The organism is Providencia sp. PROV174, from assembly GCF_028480685.1.
In the GTDB taxonomy this organism is placed as follows: domain Bacteria; phylum Pseudomonadota; class Gammaproteobacteria; order Enterobacterales; family Enterobacteriaceae; genus Providencia; species Providencia rettgeri.
Genome location: NZ_JAMPOT010000019.1, coordinates 70,486 through 90,924, shown reverse-complemented (window position 1 = coordinate 90,924; position 20,439 = coordinate 70,486). Strand labels below are relative to the sequence as shown.

Below are 20,439 nucleotides of genomic sequence, written 5' to 3'. Positions count from 1 at the left end.
ATTTGATTTTGTTGCGTAAGTACCTTAGAGATAAAAGGCCCCATCGAAAGATGGGGCAAGTGCTTCACGGCAACAAAGACTAACAGTGGAACGGCGTGTTACACACTGTAGTACATTTCAAATTCGAGAGGGTGTGGCGCCATACGAACACGTTGGATGTCGGCACGGGTTAATTCAATGTACGCATCGATAGCATCATTAGTGAATACACCACCACGGGTTAAGAATTCACGGTCTTTATCTAATTCGGCCAACGCTTCATCTAAAGAACCTGAAACGGTTGGAATTTCTTTGGCTTCTTCCGGTGGTAGGTCGTATAAGTTTTTGTCCATCGCATCGCCAGGGTGGATTTTATTGATGATGCCATCAAGACCCGCCATTAACTGGGCTGCGAATGCCAAATATGGGTTAGCTGCAGGGTCTGGGAAGCGAACTTCAATACGGCGTGCTTTCGTACTCGCAACCACTGGAATACGAATCGAAGCAGAGCGGTTACGTGCAGAGTATGCCAACATGACTGGCGCTTCAAAGCCCGGAACTAAACGTTTGTATGAGTTAGTGGTTGGGTTAGTGAATGCGTTCAGCGCACGAGCATGCTTAATAATACCGCCGATGTAGTACAGCGCCATTTCTGATAAACCGCCGTATTTGTCACCAGCGAACAGGTTAACACCGCCTTTAGATAAAGACATATGGCAGTGCATACCAGAACCATTATCACCCACTAAAGGTTTTGGCATAAAGGTCGCTGTTTTGCCGTATGCATGGGCAACATTGTGAACGACATATTTATAAATCTGGGTTTCATCCGCTTTTTTGGTCATGGTATTAAAGCGGGTAGCCACTTCGTTTTGGCCTGCGGTCGCTACTTCATGGTGGTGAGCTTCAACAACTAAGCCCATCTCTTCCATTGTGGTACACATGGCTGAACGCAAGTCTTGCGATGAATCAACCGGTGGAACTGGAAAATAACCGCCTTTTACACCGGGGCGATGGCCTTTATTACCACCTTCGTATTTGGTTCCTGTATTCCATGCTGCTTCGATATCATCAATGTGGTAGTAGCTACCATGCATGTTGTTGCCAAAACGAATGTCATCAAAAACGAAAAATTCAGGTTCTGGTCCAAACAGGACGATATCGGCAATCCCGCTAGAGCGCAGGAAATCTTCTGCACGTTTTGAAATTGAACGTGGGTCTCTGTCATAACCTTGCATTGTGCCCGGTTCTAAAATATCGCAGCGTATAATCAACGTGATATCGGCAAAGAACGGGTCTAACATCGCGGTAGAAGCGTCAGGCATTAATACCATGTCTGACTCATTGATGCCTTTCCAGCCACCAATAGATGAACCATCAAACATCTGGCCTTCTTCAAAGAAGTCTTCGTCAACTTGATGAGCAGGGATAGTGATGTGTTGCTCTTTACCTTTAGTGTCGGTAAAACGCAGATCAATAAATCTAACATTGTGCTCTTTAATTAACGATAAAACATGTTCAGCGGACATCTCGGCTCTCCTGGTCGGGTCTAATCAACAAATCACAAGCTATTTTTGAGGGTGTGTCTGTTGTTTGTCTGGCGTGCTAGTCATATAAAAGTGGTTAGTACGCGCTCTATAAATAGATAAGCGAAAAGCGTGCCAACTTTTTAATTATAGCAAATACTGATTGTTACGTGAGGACGAGGGATTTTCATCATGCTGTATTTGTCGAAATGCACTATATTGGTGCATTAAATGACTGTTTTGCACTGATCTAGTGCATTTGCGAGTGTAGCTCAAATAAAAAAGCCAACATTGCGCCCTGTTAAAGCATAAGGTTGGCCGGATAAAAAAGAAATGAGGTGGTTTAATGCCAGACAGCTACATTAATCTTCATTGCTATTGGTTAATAACGTATTCACTTCTTCGATTTGTTTTACTGCATCATTGATGATGGAGGCAATTTGGCGCGTCTGCTCTTCGTTTAGTTGTTTTAAAACCATTTTGTGACGTAATAAAGCTTTAAAACGACTGACTGCCATTTCAATGTCTTCGGCTAAATTACTGCCTTGTTGCATATCACGCGCTTTTGCCAGTTTGCGAGCAATAACTGCTTCAATTTCTTTATTTTGAGCTAGATGGGCAGAGCCTTCAGACGTAATCGTAAAACTTTTGCGATTGCGCTCAACAATCTGAGACTCTAAGAAGCCTTGTTCTTCTAACAGTGTTAGAGTGGGATAAATAACACCTGGGCTAGGCACATACAAGCCATTTGAGGCTTCTTGAATATCTTTGATAATTTCGTAGCCATAGCTTGGTTTTTTAGCGACTAACGAAAGTACCATAATATGAAGATCGCCATGATCAAATAAACGACGTAGGCCTTTGCCTCTTCCACGGCCTCTTTGGCGGTCATCACCATGTCCACGGCCATGACGGCCTTCGCCGTGGCAGCGTTCACCGTGCCAACGACCATGACGGCCTTCACCGTGGCAGTGTTCACTGTACCCATGGCGGTCATCACCATAGTAGTCATCTCCGTGGCTGCAATGTTCGTGACTATGACGGCCTTCATTGTGGCAACATCCACCGCGATGGCCATGTTGATTTTCATCATGGCGTGCATAATATACATGACGACAAGATTTAATTAGCATATAGTTACTCCTTAGTTTGTAACTTTAGATATATCGAATTTTTTTCTGGTTTTACTATATTTAGATATATCTAATTAGTCAATTTAGATATATCTAAATAACGTAAAAAGATATTTAAACTGGCAGTTAAGAAAGAAAGTCTATTTTTTGTTCTTTTTTTGGGCTGCTAATATTAAGTTTTTAGCGTATTATTCTGTCACTTCGTGGTTTCGCAGAGATGATGCTCATTATTTTGTGAGGGAATCTGGCACTGTTACGCAACTGAATGTTTTTTCGCTAAAAACTTTTTATACAGTGATGGGTTTCACATTTATTCCACTTGTGCGGAAAAACGTGTAAAATAACAGCAAATTAACGTAGAAAGTATGCTTTGGGTGTGAATAACAGCTCAGTAAGCATATTCCTTTCCTGTCAATTAAACGGTAAAAATCCTTGTCAATTCAAAATTTAAGAAACATCGCCATCATCGCTCACGTTGACCATGGCAAGACCACACTGGTTGGTAAATTATTGCAGCAATCAGGCACGTTCGGTGAACGTGAAACTGTTGATGAGCGTGTTATGGACTCCAATGACTTGGAGAAAGAGCGTGGTATTACTATCCTTGCTAAAAATACCGCTATCCAATGGAATGGTTATCATATCAATATCGTAGACACCCCAGGTCACGCCGATTTCGGTGGTGAGGTTGAGCGCGTTATGTCTATGGTTGACTGTGTACTGCTGGTTGTTGATGCGATGGATGGCCCAATGCCACAAACTCGCTTCGTAACGCAAAAAGCGTTCGACCACGGTTTACGCCCTATTGTTGTTATCAATAAAGTTGACCGCCCAGGCGCACGTCCTGATTGGGTTGTTGACCAAGTATTCGACTTATTCGTGAACTTAGGTGCAACGGATGAGCAACTCGATTTCCCTATCGTTTATGCATCTGCATTAAACGGTATTGCTGGTCTTGACCACGAAAATATGGCTGAAGACATGACTCCACTGTACGAAGCTATCGTGGAACACGTTGCGCCTCCAGCCGTTGACGTTGACGGTCCATTCCAAATGCAAGTTTCGCAATTGGATTACAACAGCTATTTAGGTGTTATCGGTATCGGTCGTATCAAGCGCGGTGTTGTTAAGCCTAACCAACAAGTAACGGTTATCGATAGCGAAGGTAAAACTCGTAACGGTAAAATTGGTAAGGTTCTGACTCACTTAGGTTTAGAGCGTATTGACTCACAACAAGCGGAAGCGGGTGACATTGTTGCTCTGACCGGTTTGGGTGAACTGAATATCTCTGACACCATTTGCCAAGTCGGTAGCGTTGAAGCACTGCCTGCGTTAGCCGTTGATGAGCCAACTGTTAGCATGTTCTACTGTGTTAACACCTCACCATTCTGCGGTAAAGAAGGTAAATTCGTCACTTCACGTCAAATCCTTGACCGCTTGAATAAAGAACTGGTCCACAACGTTGCACTGCGTGTTGAAGAAACTCAAGATCCAGACGCATTCCGCGTTTCTGGTCGTGGTGAGCTTCACTTATCTGTTCTGATTGAAAATATGCGTCGTGAAGGTTTCGAATTAGCGGTATCTCGTCCAAAAGTTATCATTCGTGAAATCGATGGTCGTAAACAAGAGCCATTCGAGCAAGTGACGTTAGACGTTGAAGAACAGCACCAAGGCGACATCATGAAAGCGTTAGGTGAGCGTAAAGGTGATCTGCGTGACATGATGCCAGACGGTAAAGGCCGTGTACGTCTTGATTACGTCATTCCAAGCCGTGGTCTGATTGGCTTCCGTACTGAGTTCATGACAATGACATCAGGTACGGGTTTACTGTACTCAACGTTCAGCCATTACGATGATGTTCGCCCAGGCGAAATCGGTGGCCGTCAAAACGGTGTTCTGATCTCTAACGGACAAGGTAAAGCGGTTGCTTACGCACTGTACAGCCTGCAAGACCGTGGTAAGCTGTTCTTGGGTCACGGTGCTGAAGTGTATGAAGGCCAAATCATTGGTATTCACTCACGTTCTAACGACTTAACTGTTAACTGCTTAACCGGTAAAAAACTGACCAACATGCGTGCGTCAGGTACTGATGAAGCAACGACTCTGTCACCACCAATCAAAATGACTCTGGAACAAGCACTTGAGTTCATTGATGATGACGAATTAGTTGAAGTGACTCCGCAGTCTATTCGTCTGCGTAAACGTCACCTGACTGAGAACGACCGCCGTCGCGCAAGCCGTTCTAAAGAAGACTAATTTTTAGATAAATTAGACAGTGAAAAGGCGCCTATAAGGCGCCTTTTTTTATGGGTTAAGTTGTGGGTAAACCCCTGGACCAATCGGCAGCCCAGCAAAGTACCAACCAACAAGCAATAGCATCCAAACAATAAAAAATACAATGGGATATGGTAATATTAGGGTGTAATAAGTTCCTAGTTGAGCATTTTTGTAATAGCGCTGTAAAAAGCCTAAGAATAGAGGTAGGAAAGGAGACATAGGCGCTAAGGGTAATACGGCCGAGTCTGCGATACGAAAGACGATTTGTGCAAAGGCAGGGTGAAAACCCAGTAACACAAACATCGGTACAAATATGGGGGCAAGAATCGACCAAATTGCCGAGCCACTGGCGATAAACATACACAAAAATGCCGATAAGAACATTAAACCGATAAAGGCAGGAACTCCTGTCATTCCAAGGTTTTCAAGCAAATCGGTTAAGCCAATTGCCATAAATTTTCCCATGTTACTCCAGTTAAAGAACGCCACAAACTGAGACAATGGGAAAACCATCACAATGAAGCCTGCCATGCTCTTCATTGGGTCAACTAATAAGTCTGGGATATCATTTGGCTTTTTGATTTGTTTGGTTGATACACCATAGGTAATGGAAACGACGAAAAAGAAAATAATAATGACAGGAACGATACCCTTGATAAACGGCGAAGGGATTACGGTATCCGTCACCGGATCACGCAGTGGTGCACCTTCTGGGGCAACCATGAGCGCAACTAAACCGATAAAGATTAATGCAGACAAGCCACTCATCAATAACCCACGGTTTTGAATTGGTGTCAATTCTTCGAGTCGGTCATGTGACGTGCCTTCCCATACGGGTAAGCGGGGTTCTATAAATTTGTCTGTCAGTAGCGCACCTGCAATGGTCAACACGATCACGGATGTTGCCATAAAGTACCAGTTATCGATAACGCTGACATGTAGATTTGGGTCAATCATTGCGGCGGCTTCTGTACTGATCCCCGATAACAGCACATCAGTAGTAACAATCAATAAATTGGCGGTGAAACCAGATGCGACCCCTGCGATTGCCGCGAGTAGGCCAGCAACAGGATGGCGGCCTACAGCAATAAAAATCAGAGCACCTAATGGTGGCATAACAACCAGTGCAGCATCTGAAGAAATATGGCTGAAAAATGCGATAAACAGCACCATATAGCTGGCGTAACGCTTATTTATTCCTGAGGCCATTTTGTACATTAAGGCTTGGAGTAAACCGACTTTTTCGGCTAAACCTGCACCGATAACTAACGCAAGAATGGCACCAAGTGGGGCAAAGCTACTAAAATTTCTAACGATATTAGGTAAAATCCATTGCAATCCTTCCACGCTTAATAAGTTTTTGACGCTGACCATCTCATCATTGGCGGGGTTTTTAACGGATAAATCAAACCAAGATAATACTGCCGTCGCAATCATCAGAACGGCGATTAAATAAACAAATAAAATAAATGGATTTGGGATTTTGTTTCCCACGCGTTCTATCCAGCGAAAAATTGCCCCGGGGCTTTTGTGCACAGTTGTTGAGTCGCTCATAGGATATCCTTGTGTCTATCTTCATTGTTATTGTTATGACTTATGGGCGGGTAACCCCCGCCAGTATTAAGTAACTACTTATTTTAATTTTGAAGGCTTAATATCTTTGGGAATAGGACACTGATAAGGGGTAATTTGTCTTTGCTGCGTAAACTCAGCTTTTGCTTGTGCTAATAAATCGGGCTTCAAGAACAACTCAAGGGCACTAGAGGCCATGATTTTGCCTGCAAGTAACATCCCTTTGTGCGCAATTGAAGTACGCCCCTGTGCGACTAATTGCCAAGTATGCAGTGCGGTTCCAAAGGCAAAGCATGGGCTAAAACATTGAACAGTAGGGGCAACCCAGCTGACATCACCTACGTCTGTAGATCCATACATCAATTCTTTCGACTCAACGTAGGGTAGAACTTCATCGGTGAGGGATTTATTGCCTTGTCTCTCGCTCCAGCGTTCTCCTTCTTCACCGCCGCTACGTGCTGCATTCAGTTTTGCATTGCGGATATCGTCTTTGGTTAGTGTGTTATGGATTTGCTGAGCAAATTGGCGCTCTTCCTTGGAATATTCAGGAATACCAAATGTCGTAATATGGTTGAACATGGCATGTTCTAATGTGCGATTTGGAACATAATTTGAGCAGGCTTTATCGAGACGGACTTCTAGTTGCGTTCCTGTCATGAGCGCTGCGCCTTCCGCTATCTTAATGACGCGTTGGTAAATGTCTTGCGCTTGGTCGAGTTGTGGTGCTCGTACAAGGTAAAGTGCTTCAGCATCTGCTTGGACGACATTGGGCGAAGCGCCACCAGTGTTGGTTACCGCGTAGTGAACTCGAGCCTCTTGAATAATATGCTCTCGTAAAAACTGTACACCGACATTCATTAATGTAACCGCATCTAAAGCACTACGCCCTAAGTGAGGTGAATTAGCTGCGTGCGATGCAATCCCTTTAAAGCGAAATGCGGTTTGAATATTAGCGAGGGATTGTACATTGAATACACCACTGAAAGATTCAGGGTGCCATGTAATCGCTGCATCAATATCATCGAATAAACCTTCCCTAACCATAAATGTCTTACCAGAACCCCCTTCTTCCCCAGGGCAGCCATAGAAACGTACAGTTCCTGATAATTTATTGTTTTCTAACCATGCTTTAACCGTAAAGGCTGCCGATAACGCTGCCGTACCTAATAAGTTATGTCCACATCCGTGGCCATTTCCATTTTCAATAAGTGGGTTAGGCTCACAACAAGCCGAATGCTGGCTTAACCCGGCAAGGGCATCAAATTCACCAAGTAACGCAATCACTGGAGAGCCGGAACCGTAGCTGGCAATAAAAGCAGTTTCAATATTGCCAACACCTCTTTCGACGTGAAAACCTTCTTGCTCTAAGGAATCAGCGAGTAGGTTGGCGGAATAGGTTTCTTCAAATCGCGTTTCTGGGTGATCCCAAATATCATCACTGAGTTTGGTGAATTGTTGACGGTGCTTTTCAATATAATCACTAATAAAGGCGGTAAACTGATTATCCATTTTGCTCTCCGAATTCAGGTAAATGAAAGGCAATTGTGGACAGTGTTTTGACCGCAGTTGTCATGACATCTTCATTAAAATCAAAGCGTTCATTATGGTGTCCGGCACTGAGTTCAGTACCAAAAATCATGTAAGTTGCTTGGCCGCCAAGCGTTTTAACTCGCTCCATAAAGTAGGTCGCATCCTCAGAACCAGCGGCTTGTGCACGGTCTTTGACGACTGAGGTGAATTCAGGCAGGTACTCTTTTGCTAAGTGACAAATAAAATCAACCCATTGCGGGCTGGGATGGCTACTTTGTGCAGCTCCCATTAATTGGATATCTACAGACACGTCTTGCATTTGAGCTGCACCTTTAACGATATCTAACGCTTTCTTGTAGACAAACTCATTGATCTCATTCGTTTCGCCTCGGGTCTCAACCTTTAATAGCGCATGATCAGGGATAACATTACGACCAATACCGGCTTTTAAAACCCCGACATTGACTCTAGAACTACCTTCGCTATGGCGAGGTATTCCATACAAACCTAAAGTAGCATGTGTCGCGGCAAGTAAGGCATTCTTCCCATCTTCTGGTTTTGCCCCCGAATGTGCAGCAACTCCTTGGTAAACCACATCAAATTTAGTGGTGGCTAAAAAGTTTTTACTACCACAAACAACTTCACCTTTAGGGACCCCCGTTCCAATATGAATAGCCACAAAGAAATCAACATCATCAACAACCCCTGCCTCCATCATAGATTTGGCTCCACGGGTGCCTTCTTCGGCAGGTTGGAAAATCACTTTGATACGACCAGAAAGACGTGATTCATATTGTTTGAGAACATGTGCGAGACCTAACCCAATAGCGGTATGACCATCATGGCCACAGGCGTGCATCATGTGTTGGTTACAAGATGCAAAACCTTCATTATGCGGGCGGTGTTGGCACGTATGTTCTTCATTTAAATCAAGGGCGTCCATATCGACACGGAATGCCAGCGTTGGGCCCGGGCGACCGGTATCTAGCGTAGCGACGATACCTGTAAACCCGCCAGAGAAATGAGGAAGCCACTGAGTAAGAGCTCCTTGTTTAATTGCTCTCTCTTCCTGTTCTGCTAATTTTGATTGTGCAGGAAGACCCATTCGAGCGTCAGCCTTGATCACTTCTTGCCCGAGTTGTAATTGATAACCGAGCTGGCTGAGTTCTTCTGCTACCAAGGTTGCGGTACGGAATTCAAACCAGCCAGATTCCGCATATTGGTGAAAATCACGTCGCCATGCCTGCAACTGTTTGGCCATCTCATTGATAGTGTTATCTAAATCAGTATCCATTTTTTATCTCTTTTAGTTATCGCAAGAAAAATAAATTCTGTTATTTTGAATGATGAGAAAGTTATGTTTATTGAAATAAAATTTTGTTTAATATTTCAAAACAACCTTATTTGAACGTTAATTTTATTTTTATATTTAAAAATTCTTTTAATGTTCCAAATGTTAATTATTTGTTTCTTTGTTATCTGACTCTACACAATCAAATTAGGATAAAAAAGATACGATTATCTTTAGCTATATAACTAAAAGTTATCGGGGTATGGGCATGGCTCCACCAATAAAATTGAATCAGCTCAGAGCATTTGTTGAGGTTAGCCGGCATGGTAGTATTCGTGCTGCAAGCCGCTTTTTACAGTTATCACAACCTGCATTAACTAAATCGATTCGCGAATTAGAAAGTATTTTGGGGGCAAAATTATTTATTCGAAGCAATCAGGGGATTTATTTAACAGAGTGTGGCGAAGGCTTTTTACGTCGAGCCAGTTTAATTCTTGAAGAACTCCGTGCAGGGCAAGAAGAAATTTTACAACGCATTGGTTTGATTGGCGGAACAGTAAGTATTGGGGTGGCGGGGAGCATAGCTCGTTCATTGATGCCAAAAGTCGTAACGCAGTTTCATCGTGACTACCCAAATATCAAATTACGCATTATGGAAGGTCAATTATTAACCATGTTGACACAGTTGCGGCAGGGGGAACTCGACTTCACGATCAACACTTATTACCCAGGCAGCTTAGATGCAGAGTTCAGTTTTGAACAATTAATGCAAAAAGAGTACAAGGTCATTATGCGCAAAGGCCATCCTTTGTGCCATGCCAAGTCATTGAGTGAACTCGCTGATTGCGATTGGACAATGCCAACGCCGAGAGGAACCTACTATAAGCAACTTGCTGATGTTTTTTCGATGATGGAACGGCCCATGGTGTTTAGCGTAACTTGTGAGACGCTAATTGGTTGTTTAAGTTTAGTTGCCCAAAGTGATTTTCTTACCATAGTTTCTGTGGATACGATTGATGAGCCCTTATTCGATCAACGATATATCGCATTGGATTTAAAAGAAAAGCTGCCTTATGCCACGTTTGCATTAGTACAACGCAGAGATGCGACATTAACACCTGCAGGAGAACATTTGGCTCGGTTATTTCGTATTTATTGTCGTAATAATGAGAATGCTATTTAGCATGATAAATCATAATATGATTACCTTTTATCATGGAATTGTTGATTATGGCTGTTTCCTTTGTCATTTGCTCAATCGATTAATTGACAAAATAACGTGAATTATCACTAATTAGGGCTGTTCAGTTGCCCGAATAATGATTAAAGTAAATTTAGTGAATAACAATGAGGAAAATTTATGCTGTATATCTTCGATATGGGTAATGTGATTATTGATATCGACTTTAATCGTGTATTTGATAAATGGTCTGAACTCAGTGGTACACCAAGTGAAGAAATCAAATCACGTTTTACTTTTGGTAATATCTTTCAATTACATGAGTGTGGAAAAATTTCAGACATCGAGTTTGCTGAGCTGCTTTGTGAAGAAATGGACATTACACTGAGCTTTGAAGACTTTGCTGAAGGCTGGCACGCTATTTTTATTTCGTTACGACCGGAAGTCATTGATATTATGGAACGCCTACGTGAACAAGGGCACCGAGTGGTCGTTTTATCGAATACTAATCGTCTACATCTCGACTATTGGCCAGCACACTACCCAGAAATTGCAGCTTCCTCCGACTTCTTATATCTATCCCAAGACTTAGGCATGCGTAAGCCTGATCCTGAAATTTACAAATATGTACTGCAATCCGAAGAGTTTGATGCCGCAGATGCTATTTTCTTTGATGATGTCGAAGAAAATGTAAAAGCCGCAGAAGCCCTTGGTATTCGTAGTATTCATGTTGTGAATAAAGATACCATCCCTGAATATTTCCGCACTTACGATTTTAGTGCAGAAGTTGAATAATATCCTGATTTTATAGTGGGGCAACGGTTAACGTTGCTCCATCTTTTTGTAAAGAGTCATCATGATTGCATTAATCCAGAGAGTCACTCATGCGAGTGTGGTTGTTGATCAGAAAATAGTAGGGCAAATAAATACTGGGCTGCTGGTTTTGCTTGGTGTTGAAAAAGATGATGATGAGCAGAAAGCTAAACGTTTGTGTGAAAAAGTATTAGGCTACCGTATTTTTAGTGATGAACAAGGGAAAATGAACCTCAATGTTCAACAAGCGGGTGGTAGCTTGCTGGTGGTCTCTCAATTTACTTTAGCAGCTGATACCAAAAAAGGTATGCGGCCTAGTTTTTCAGGGGGAGCAGAGCCTGAAAGAGCAGATACCTTGTATCAATACTTTGTTGAACAAAGTCGCCAACAAGGGGTTGAAACACAAACGGGTGAATTTGCCGCTGACATGCAAGTGAATTTAACCAATGATGGCCCTGTCACCTTCTGGCTACAAGTGTGAGCCCATTTTTAAAGGGGGAAGCGATGTACCATTTACGTACACCGAAAGACGATATTGAATTTGCAACTTATTACCATTTTCGCTGGGAAATGTTGCGAAAACCGTTTAATCAACCCCTAGGTTCAGAAAAAGATGGTTATGATTTAACTGCACACCATCAAATGGTTGTGGATGATAAAAACCGTATTCTTGCCATTGGTCGTTTGTATATTAATGCTGACAACGAAGGCGCTATTCGTTTCTTAGCCGTTAACCCGGCAATGCAGGGGAAAGGGCTCGGTAAATTGATTATCATGGCGCTGGAGTCTGTTGCGCGGCAAGAAGGGGTAAAACGCATTGTATCAAGCGTTCGTGAAGAAGCAGTTCCATTTTTCAATAAAATGGGGTTTGAAACTCGCGGGCAAGTAGCAGGGCAGCTAAAAACGCCAGTGCGCCATTACTTGATGATCAAACCCATTGAGACATTGGACCAAATTCTGCATCGTCCAGACTGGTGTGGTGAGTTACAACAAGCCTGGTATAAGTATATTCCATTGAGTGAGAAAATGGGTGTTCGAATCGACCAATACACAGGAACTCGTTTTATTACCACCATGCCAGAAGCGGGCAACCAAAACCCTCATGAAACGATATTTGCGGGCAGCCAATTTTCATTAGCTACCCTAACAGGATGGGGGCTGATTTGGTTATTAATGCAAGAACACCAGCTTGGTGGTGATATTGTGTTAGTCGATGCCAGTATTCGTTATGGTAAGCCAGTAAGCGGTAGGCCGACAGCAACCGCGGACTTAGCCAATATGAGCGGTGACCTTGATCGCTTAGCGCGAGGTAGCAAGGCGCGAGTAAAACTGAACGTTGAGGTTAGTAACCCTGATGGTAAAGTAGGTGCTGTATTCAGCGGTGTTTATATGGTGTTACCTGTAGAAACAGCCAAGTAAAGTTACCCATTGAATATTAAAAAAGAAAGGCAGGTTCGATTGACCTGCCTTTTGTGTTTCTATGAATTGACCGTTTTTATTAATTGCTAAGTGCGGGGAGCGGTTCTGCCAAAGAAGGCTCAGTAGGCTGTAAATCGGTTTCGGACTCGACTGAAGAGGTGACAACCCCGTTCACAACAGTACGGAATAGGCGCTTACCTTGCAATGGTATGGCCATCAATTCCCCATTCAAACTTTTTTCCACTGATGGGGCGAGTAAATCACCTTGTAACGTTGCATCAAAGTCACCGATGACTTGAGCGGGGAAGCCTGCCCAACCCCATTGATTTAAATTGACGAGGTCAATATTAGAACCTGATGCTCTCAGTAAGAAGGGGACTTTTTTCGGCTCTTGTTTTACCAGCAAGCCAATTTTACTGATGCCTTTATCAGTACTGACCGTTAAGCTCGCCGCCGCTGAGGATTTACCACTTTGGCGCACTTCAATAAATGGCCGTCGTACGAGAATTTGGTTGATTGTGCCGCTATCTGCAGTGAATGTCGCTTTGCCACTCCAAACCCCCCACTGTTTTTGTTTAATCAAATCGACATTTTCAATATTGCCGCTTAGTGCGGTCAACTCGAATGGAAACTGTGGCTGGATATTCATCAAAAGTGATTGAGAAAGAGAGAATTTTTTGATGTTTAAACCAGATAACCACGCTGGGGCTGGTTTTGCGAAGAAGGATAACCAATTTTCAGGCAAGGTGTATAAGATACCGGCTAGTTTACCTTCGTCAATGGTCAGTATTTGATCATTACGTTGCCAAGACCCACTGAGGTTAAAGACACCTTTATTATAGTAACCTGATAACTTATTGATATTAAGGTTGTCGCCGTTAATATTCAGCTCACCAATCAAGGTGCTCAGTTGCTGGTCTTTCACGACGAATTGGTCGACATTAAAGCTAATATTGCTTTTGGGACTAGTCCAGCTTCCTCTCACGAAGCTGAGTTGGTCAATTTCGGTACTTAGGCCAGAAAGTGCCCAATCCTTTCCTTGAATATCAACGTTAGTTAATTCTACCTGTTTGATCTGCAGTGATTTTTCACTCGTTATTGCATCAAACAGTGAATCGAAATCAACATTATTTTCCCAGCCGACTTTATTCATGGTGAGGGAGTCAACCATGATAGAGCCATCGCTAAGTACCTTCCCAGCACCCGCAATATAGCCATTATTTAAGTAGGCACTTGCTTGGCTTACTTCTGTTCCTTGCTGCTGCAATTTACCGGTAATGGCAACATTCTTGAAGGAAAGGCCATTGAATTTTAATTGGTTAGAGGTAAATCGAAAATCACCGTAACCAAAAGGGGATTTTTCGGCGGGTTTCCAAGGGGTAATTCCTCCCGTGAAGCCAGTGACTTGCACAGTATCGTTGTCTTTTTTAAGCGTAATTTGGCTATTTTCAAATTGCAAAATATTTGCAGAAATAGGGAACAGCACCGTATTTGGTAAGACGGTTGTCGATAATGTTCCTTGAGTGATAACTAAACGTTTGATAGCCGTACCGCTAAATAGGTTTTGCCAATTAACATCAATTACGATTTGTTGTGAATCTAAAGAGAGATCGCTGTTTTTAGACGTTAATTTAACATCTTGGAAAATGAATTCACCGGGATTAGAAAACTCATGCCCCATAATTCCTACATCAATATCGTAGTCGATAAATTTACTTAAAAATTGACTGGAGTAGGATGCACCCCAACGGGTTTGTAGCCCGATATAAGTAAAAATAAACAATAGCAGCAGTAACAAAAGTGCATAGGTAGTAAATTTGATTAACCATTTCACAGTTTACTGCTCCTTTGGTTTGTGGACGAATAGACACAGAAAGAAACCGTCTAATATAGCGACAATTTAAGGATAGCATACAGAAAAACCGCCAGAATGTTCAACACTGGCGGCTAGAATGAAAGATTATTTTTCGAGAGGGAAGACTAAATTCAGAACAATTGCAGTTAAACCACCCGCAGCAATCCCCGAAGAAAATAATGTTTTTAGCCAGTCAGGTGCGAATTGTAAAATCAAAGGTTGTTGTGAAACGCCCATACCCACTGCGAGAGAAAGGGCGATAATCATAATTGCACGGCGATTGAGTGGCTCGCGAGATACTATCCTTACACCTGAAGCGGCGATGGTACCAAACATCACAATGGTTGCTCCGCCCAGCACAGGTTCGGGAATTTGTTGAACGAAGCCCGCAACGGCAGGGAACAACCCTAATAACACCAACATTAAAGCGACAATGTAGCCGACATAGCGGCTTGCCACCCCAGTTAATTGGATAACACCGTTGTTCTGCCCAAAGCAAGAGTTAGGGAAAGTATTAAATACCGCAGAAACCATTGAATTCAAACCATTGGCGAGTACGCCACCTTTAATTCGTTTCATGTATAAAGGGCCACGAACAGGTTGTTCTGATACGTCAGAAGTGGCGGTAATATCACCTATCGTTTCTAAAGAAGTCACCATAAAAATAAGAATTAATGGGATCAACAGGTTCCAGTCGAATGATAAGCCATAATAAAAAGGCTCAGGGACAGTAATAATTGGCTGATTGGCTTCCACGGGTTGCGCATTTGGCAACATATCCATCCACCAAGCGGCAAGGTAGCCAACCGCCATCGCGATGACGAGAGAAGCAACGCGCAAGTAAGGGTTTTTCTGGCGATTCAAGAGGATAATAACGGCTAATACAATCCCCGCTAAAATCAAGTAATCAGGGGAACCAAAAGTATTGTCACTAATAGCACCATAGCCACCACCAATGGACGTTAATCCCACTTGAATTAAGGACAATCCAATAATCATCACGACCACACCAGAAACCAGTGGTGTAATGACACGACGGGCTAGATGTAAAAAACGTGAAAGAATCACTTCGGTTAATGCGGCGACGAGTAAAGTACCAAACAAAGCTGCCATCATGGATGGGATATCAGCGCCACCTTGCTTGAGTGCAACGCCTCCCATAATTAAAGGTGCAACAAAGTTAAAACTGGTTCCTTGAATCGAAAGCAGGCCTGAGCCAATAGGGCCCCACGCGCGAATTTGAATTAAAGAAGCAATACCGGAGGCAAATAAAGACATACTGATGATGCGCTGAGTGTCGTGGGCTGGTAGCCCTAAAGCTTGGCAAATCAGCATTGCAGGGGTAATAACTGCGACAAACATCGCAAGAAGGTGTTGCCCGGCAGCAAATAAGGCTTGCGGCAGCGGTGGGCGGTCTTCTAATTTGTAGATGAGTTCGCTTTGCGTTTGTGTGGTCGCTTCAGTAGTTTGTTTTTCAGACGTCGCAGTATTCATTGCCTTCATTTCTCGCCAACAAAAAACGCATTGTAATGCGAGGATTTTAAAAAGCAATCGTTTGCGCGCAAAAAATATTGATCAATGTTAAATAAGGCTGTCACATTTTTATATCTTTTAACTTGTATTTATAACAGTTTTTTTTTCTAATCCTATAACCTGCTTTTGGCGTTTTAAGGAAGAAATTAACGTCTTACTAGTTTTTGATAATTTTAACAACAGACGAGGTACGTGAATGTATCATCTCGATGTCTACGGTACACTGGTAGCAGCTACCTTAGTATTATTGCTTGGGCGTAAACTGGTCAAATCAGTCCCTTTTCTTGAAAAATATACCATCCCTGAACCCGTTGCGGGTGGGTTGTTAGTTGCTTTTAGTCTTTTATTGCTTAAACAACTATTTGACTGGAGCCTTTCTTTTGACTTATCACTGCAAGAACCTATGATGCTGGCATTTTTTGCCACAATTGGTCTTAATGCCAACCTTGCCAGCTTAAAGGCTGGTGGTAAGGCATTGTTTATCTTCATTTTTGTGGTTGTCGGTTTATTACTTGTCCAAAATACAGTAGGGATTGCTCTTGCTGAATTATTGGGATTAGACCCGCTTATGGGGCTGTTAGCTGGCTCAATTACCTTATCCGGTGGTCATGGGACTGGCGCGGCATGGGGGAAAATTTTCACTGAAAATTATGGTTTCCAAAGTGCAACAGAAGTTGCAATGGCTTGTGCTACATTTGGGCTAGTTCTTGGTGGTTTAATCGGTGGACCTGTTGCACGTTTCTTAACGCGAAATATTCCAACGCCTGGAACGGCTGAAGATGATAAAGACGTTCCAACTGCATTTGAAAAGCCGCAATCTGGGCGCATGATCACTTCAATGGTTTTAATTGAAACTATTGCACTGATCGCTATTTGCCTATTAGTGGGCAGCTTTATTGCAGGTCTGCTCGCTGACACGGTGTTCGCGTTACCTAAATTTGTGTGTGTATTATTTGTTGGGGTGATTTTAAGTAACAGTCTTTCGATTCTTGGCTTCTATCGCGTGTTTGACCGTGCCGTTTCTGTGATGGGGAACGTCAGCCTATCGTTATTCTTAGCGATGGCTTTGATGAGCTTGAAGTTATGGGAATTGGCGTCATTAGCAATCCCAATGATTGTTATTCTTGCAGTACAAGCCTGTGTGATGGCGGGATACGCTATTTTTGTCACTTTCCGTGTGATGGGCAAAAACTATGATGCTGCTATTTTAGCCGCAGGTCATTGTGGCTTTGGTCTTGGAGCTACACCAACAGCGATTGCGAATATGCAAGCAGTAACGGATAGGTTGGGTCCATCTCACCTTGCGTTCCTCGTGGTACCAATGGTTGGGGCATTCTTCATTGATATTGTTAATGCGATAGTCATTAAATTGTATTTAATGTTGCCAGTATTCCCAACGATTGCTGGGTAGTTTTTATTCAATAATAAATCAAGTAAAGCAGGTATTGCCGTGAAAATATTCACGGCAATTTTCGTTTTAAGGAATAAATAAAAAGAAGATATAAGATTTAAGCGTGGCTGTATTGTTCTCGCTCAGGTAACCAGCGCTCAATAAGTTGTTGTGCATTCTCAGGATAATTTTGTTGAATATGACGTGCAAGGCGTTGCACTTCTGGCAACATATATTGGTCACGTAATAAATCAGCAACTTTAAATTCTGCATTTCCTGTTTGCCTCGTACCCAATAATTCCCCAGGTCCACGAATTTCGAGATCTTTTTGGGCGATAACAAAGCCGTCATTGCTGTCTCGCAACACTTGTAGTCTTTGTTTTGCAGTATGGGTTAGCGGGGTTTTGTACAGCAATACACAGTGAGATGCGATAGCTCCACGGCCGACTCGCCCTCTTAGTTGGTGCAACTGAGCTAAACCAAGGCGCTCAGGGTTATCTATAATCATTAAACTTGCATTAGGCACATCAACGCCGACTTCAATGACTGTCGTTGCAACCAGTAGCTGAATTTCATTATTCTTGAATGCAGCCATAATACTTTGCTTTTCAGCAGGTTTCATTCGCCCATGGACTAGGCCAACTTTTAATTCAGGTAATGCCAGTGCGAGTTCTTCGCTGGTCACTTGAGCTGCTTGTGCTTCTAATAATTCAGAGTCTTCAATGAGTGTACAGACCCAATAGGCTTGGCGGCCTTCTTCAATACAGGCTTGGCGAACGCGTTCAATAATATCGTTACGGCGAGTGTCCGGAATGGCGACAGTGGTGACAGGTGTTCGACCTGGAGGAAGTTCATCGATGACTGAGGTATCTAAGTCTGCATAAGCTGTCATCGCCAATGTACGTGGGATTGGTGTAGCGGTCATAATCAATTGATGAGGGTGATACCCTTGTTTTTCACCTTTTTCACGCAGAGCGAGCCGCTGATGAACGCCAAAGCGATGTTGCTCATCAATGATAACGAGCCCCAGAGCTTTAAAGCTCACTTGCTCTTGGAAAATAGCGTGTGTTCCCACTATCATCGCAACGTCTCCATTTGCGATAGCATCTTGCTGTGCCTGACGTGCCTTACCCTTTTGTTTACCTGCGAGCCAACCGACTTTAATACCTAAAGGTTCTAACCATTGTTTGAACGTATTGGCATGTTGCTCTGCAAGAATTTCGGTAGGGGCCATCAAAGCCACTTGTTTGCCATTCTCGATAGCACAAACGGCTGCTAAGGCTGCAACGAGAGTTTTTCCTGACCCCACATCCCCTTGAATCAAGCGCATCATAGGGGCATCTTTAGCGAGGTCTGCTTCAATTTCGCCAACAACACGGTTTTGTGCATTTGTTGGTGAAAACGGTAATTGTGCGAGTAACTGAGATTTTAACTGACCACTTGTCACTAAAGGTTCAGCATATAGGCGTTCGTTGCCTGCACGGATGGCTAACATGCTGAGATGGTGAGCGAGTAGCTCTTCGAGGATTAGCCGTTTTTGAGCTGGGTGGTGTCCTTTTTCAAGTTCACTCAAAGCAACATTCGGGGGAGGGTTGTGTAATAAGCGAATGGCATCTGGTAAGCTTATTATGCCCCGGCTAAGTTCTTCCGGTAATAACTCCTTTATGTTCCCGCTCTCGAGTAATCCTAGCGCTTGCTCCATGACTTTGCGTAAAGTCACTTGGCGAACACCTTCAGTGGTTGGATAAACGGGTGTTAAGTTCTCTTGTAAGCTGATATTGCTAGTATCTTGCGAAACTTTATATTCAGGGTGAATGATTTCTGGCCCTGTATTTCCTCTGCGAACCTCCCCATAGGCAGTGACCTGTTTTCCTTCCGCTAAGTTATTTTTCATTGCCGCTGAAAAATTAAAAAAACGTAAAGTGAGGTTGCCTGTGCCATCGGAAATTAAGCAGGTCATCATTCTTTTGCGGCCAAATACGACTTTAGTTTGCAGTATTTCACCTGTAATCGTTGCAGTCGTGCCGGGTAGGAGATCTTTTATTTGATATAGACGGGTGTGGTCTTCATAGCGCAAAGGAAAATGGAGAAGAAGGTCTTGAACGGTGTTCAAACCGATTTTACGCATTTTTTCTGACTGGCTTGCTCCAATTCCGTGCAATGAAGTCAGTGAAATGGTATCAAGTAACCCATTATTCATAGTATTTCCTTTTATTTAACCAAACTGCTGTCTTTTCATTTTTTCGGTTAATTGCATTTGCGCCCACCACGTGTCATCAGCTTCAATTTGCCCTTGGGTATTGATAAATGGGCGAGGAAGTCCCTTACGTTTAGCAACTTCAGCCAGTACAGGATAACCGCCTTCAAATAACCAAGTTTGCTGTTCATCTGGAGAGAGTAGGCAATGTTCGCGCTCGTACATACCCGCTTGCTGCCGTTGCCGTTGTGCTTCATATAAAATCAATGCAGAAGCGACGGAAACATTCAAAGATTGCACCATGCCAGCCATTGGAATGATAATGTGTTTATCAGCCAATGCGAGGGCTTGTTGTGAAATCCCGGTTTTCTCTTGTCCCATCATAATACAAGTTGGCAAAGTATAATCAATTTCACGAAAATCAACGGCATGTTCCGACAAGTTAGTTGCTAAAACCTGCATGTTTTGTGATTTTATTTGGGAAATTGCTTCTTCGGTGGATGTGTGTGAAATAATTTTAACCCAGCTATTACTCCCCGCAGCAGAAGAAACGGACAGTTTGACCTGTTGGTCAGGCCAAATAGCATGAATTTGATGGATCCCTACGGCATCGGCACTGCGTACAATGGCAGAAACATTATGCGGTTTATGGATTTCTTCGAGACAGAGAGTTAGGTCGGGCTGCCGCATCGCCATCATTTGGCAAATGCGGCGATAGCGGCGTTCATTCATAGTTATTAATTA

The 20,439-nt window shown here is 43.1% G+C and carries 15 protein-coding genes; 6 read left to right on the top strand and 9 right to left on the bottom strand.

The window, feature by feature from the left end:
• Positions 1-98: 98 nt before the first annotated feature.
• Positions 99-1,508 (bottom strand): glutamate--ammonia ligase, encoded by a 1,410-nt coding sequence (gene glnA, locus PSE60_RS16290; RefSeq protein ID WP_210839998.1) that lies wholly within the window; start codon positions 1,506-1,508, stop codon positions 99-101.
• A 359-nt stretch (positions 1,509-1,867) separates the two neighbouring features.
• Positions 1,868-2,638, bottom strand: coding sequence for a PadR family transcriptional regulator (locus tag PSE60_RS16285; RefSeq protein ID WP_272666047.1), 771 nt, complete (start codon positions 2,636-2,638; stop codon positions 1,868-1,870).
• 432 nt (positions 2,639-3,070) lie between these two features.
• Between PSE60_RS16285 and typA the strand changes: the two genes are divergently transcribed.
• On the top strand, positions 3,071-4,894 hold the full coding sequence (gene typA, locus PSE60_RS16280; protein ID WP_210837931.1) for a ribosome-dependent GTPase TypA: 1,824 nt from the start codon (positions 3,071-3,073) through the stop codon (positions 4,892-4,894).
• Between the two features lie 48 nt (positions 4,895-4,942).
• On the opposite strand, the gene abgT is transcribed toward typA, so the two are convergent.
• From abgT to PSE60_RS16265, 3 genes are all read right to left on the bottom strand, one after another.
• Positions 4,943-6,469 (bottom strand): p-aminobenzoyl-glutamate transporter, encoded by a 1,527-nt coding sequence (abgT, locus tag PSE60_RS16275; RefSeq protein WP_272666045.1) that lies wholly within the window; start codon positions 6,467-6,469, stop codon positions 4,943-4,945.
• A 78-nt stretch (positions 6,470-6,547) separates the two neighbouring features.
• On the bottom strand, positions 6,548-7,996 hold the full coding sequence (locus tag PSE60_RS16270; protein WP_272666044.1) for a M20 family metallopeptidase: 1,449 nt from the start codon (positions 7,994-7,996) through the stop codon (positions 6,548-6,550).
• Complete coding sequence (locus tag PSE60_RS16265; protein ID WP_210837937.1) at positions 7,989-9,311, bottom strand: M20 family metallo-hydrolase; 1,323 nt, start codon at positions 9,309-9,311, stop codon at positions 7,989-7,991. The genes PSE60_RS16270 and PSE60_RS16265 overlap by 8 nt, the downstream gene beginning before the upstream one ends.
• Before the next feature lie 265 nt (positions 9,312-9,576).
• Here PSE60_RS16265 and PSE60_RS16260 point away from each other — a divergent pair, with 265 nt between their 5' ends.
• The 4 genes from PSE60_RS16260 (at position 9,577) to fabY (ending at position 12,720) form a co-directional block, all read left to right on the top strand.
• Positions 9,577-10,491 carry a LysR family transcriptional regulator gene (locus PSE60_RS16260; RefSeq protein ID WP_272666043.1) on the top strand — a complete coding sequence of 305 codons (915 nt, stop codon included), beginning with the start codon at positions 9,577-9,579 and terminating at the stop codon, positions 10,489-10,491.
• 177 nt (positions 10,492-10,668) lie between these two features.
• On the top strand, positions 10,669-11,283 hold the full coding sequence (gene yihX, locus PSE60_RS16255) for a glucose-1-phosphatase (protein WP_210837940.1): 615 nt from the start codon (positions 10,669-10,671) through the stop codon (positions 11,281-11,283).
• 61 nt (positions 11,284-11,344) lie between these two features.
• Complete coding sequence (gene dtd, locus PSE60_RS16250) at positions 11,345-11,782, top strand: D-aminoacyl-tRNA deacylase (protein WP_210845111.1); 438 nt, start codon at positions 11,345-11,347, stop codon at positions 11,780-11,782.
• A 23-nt stretch (positions 11,783-11,805) separates the two neighbouring features.
• Positions 11,806-12,720 (top strand): fatty acid biosynthesis protein FabY, encoded by a 915-nt coding sequence (gene fabY, locus PSE60_RS16245; protein WP_210837942.1) that lies wholly within the window; start codon positions 11,806-11,808, stop codon positions 12,718-12,720.
• Positions 12,721-12,799: 79 nt separating this feature from the next.
• Here the strand turns inward: fabY and PSE60_RS16240 are convergent, their stop codons facing one another.
• Both PSE60_RS16240 and PSE60_RS16235 read right to left on the bottom strand, forming a co-directional pair.
• Positions 12,800-14,554 carry an AsmA family protein gene (locus PSE60_RS16240; protein ID WP_272666042.1) on the bottom strand — a complete coding sequence of 585 codons (1,755 nt, stop codon included), beginning with the start codon at positions 14,552-14,554 and terminating at the stop codon, positions 12,800-12,802.
• A 126-nt stretch (positions 14,555-14,680) separates the two neighbouring features.
• Positions 14,681-16,069: a uracil-xanthine permease family protein gene (locus PSE60_RS16235; RefSeq protein WP_004266089.1), complete on the bottom strand. Its 1,389-nt coding sequence runs from the start codon at positions 16,067-16,069 to the stop codon at positions 14,681-14,683.
• Positions 16,070-16,304: 235 nt separating this feature from the next.
• On the opposite strand from PSE60_RS16235, the gene gltS reads away from it, so the two are divergent.
• Complete coding sequence (gene gltS / locus PSE60_RS16230) at positions 16,305-17,519, top strand: sodium/glutamate symporter (protein ID WP_210837946.1); 1,215 nt, start codon at positions 16,305-16,307, stop codon at positions 17,517-17,519.
• 97 nt (positions 17,520-17,616) lie between these two features.
• Here gltS and recG read toward each other — a convergent pair whose 3' ends face one another.
• Positions 17,617-19,698: an ATP-dependent DNA helicase RecG gene (gene recG / locus PSE60_RS16225; protein WP_272666041.1), complete on the bottom strand. Its 2,082-nt coding sequence runs from the start codon at positions 19,696-19,698 to the stop codon at positions 17,617-17,619.
• 15 nt (positions 19,699-19,713) lie between these two features.
• Complete coding sequence (gene trmH, locus PSE60_RS16220; protein WP_272666040.1) at positions 19,714-20,427, bottom strand: tRNA (guanosine(18)-2'-O)-methyltransferase TrmH; 714 nt, start codon at positions 20,425-20,427, stop codon at positions 19,714-19,716.
• Positions 20,428-20,439: the final 12 nt, after the last annotated feature.

What these genes read in the sequence shown, in the direction of transcription:
- glnA (WP_210839998.1), bottom strand. Translation starts at nt 1,508, where the DNA reads ATGTCCGCTGAACATGTTTTATCGTTAATTAAAGAGCACAATGTTAGA.
- PSE60_RS16285 (WP_272666047.1), bottom strand. Translation starts at nt 2,638, where the DNA reads ATGCTAATTAAATCTTGTCGTCATGTATATTATGCACGCCATGATGAA.
- abgT (WP_272666045.1), bottom strand. Translation starts at nt 6,469, where the DNA reads ATGAGCGACTCAACAACTGTGCACAAAAGCCCCGGGGCAATTTTTCGC.
- PSE60_RS16270 (WP_272666044.1), bottom strand. Translation starts at nt 7,996, where the DNA reads ATGGATAATCAGTTTACCGCCTTTATTAGTGATTATATTGAAAAGCAC.
- PSE60_RS16265 (WP_210837937.1), bottom strand. Translation starts at nt 9,311, where the DNA reads ATGGATACTGATTTAGATAACACTATCAATGAGATGGCCAAACAGTTG.
- PSE60_RS16260 (WP_272666043.1), top strand. Translation starts at nt 9,577, where the DNA reads ATGGCTCCACCAATAAAATTGAATCAGCTCAGAGCATTTGTTGAGGTT.
- yihX (WP_210837940.1), top strand. Translation starts at nt 10,669, where the DNA reads ATGCTGTATATCTTCGATATGGGTAATGTGATTATTGATATCGACTTT.
- dtd (WP_210845111.1), top strand. Translation starts at nt 11,345, where the DNA reads ATGATTGCATTAATCCAGAGAGTCACTCATGCGAGTGTGGTTGTTGAT.
- fabY (WP_210837942.1), top strand. Translation starts at nt 11,806, where the DNA reads ATGTACCATTTACGTACACCGAAAGACGATATTGAATTTGCAACTTAT.
- PSE60_RS16235 (WP_004266089.1), bottom strand. Translation starts at nt 16,069, where the DNA reads ATGAATACTGCGACGTCTGAAAAACAAACTACTGAAGCGACCACACAA.
- gltS (WP_210837946.1), top strand. Translation starts at nt 16,305, where the DNA reads ATGTATCATCTCGATGTCTACGGTACACTGGTAGCAGCTACCTTAGTA.
- recG (WP_272666041.1), bottom strand. Translation starts at nt 19,698, where the DNA reads ATGAATAATGGGTTACTTGATACCATTTCACTGACTTCATTGCACGGA.
- trmH (WP_272666040.1), bottom strand. Translation starts at nt 20,427, where the DNA reads ATGAATGAACGCCGCTATCGCCGCATTTGCCAAATGATGGCGATGCGG.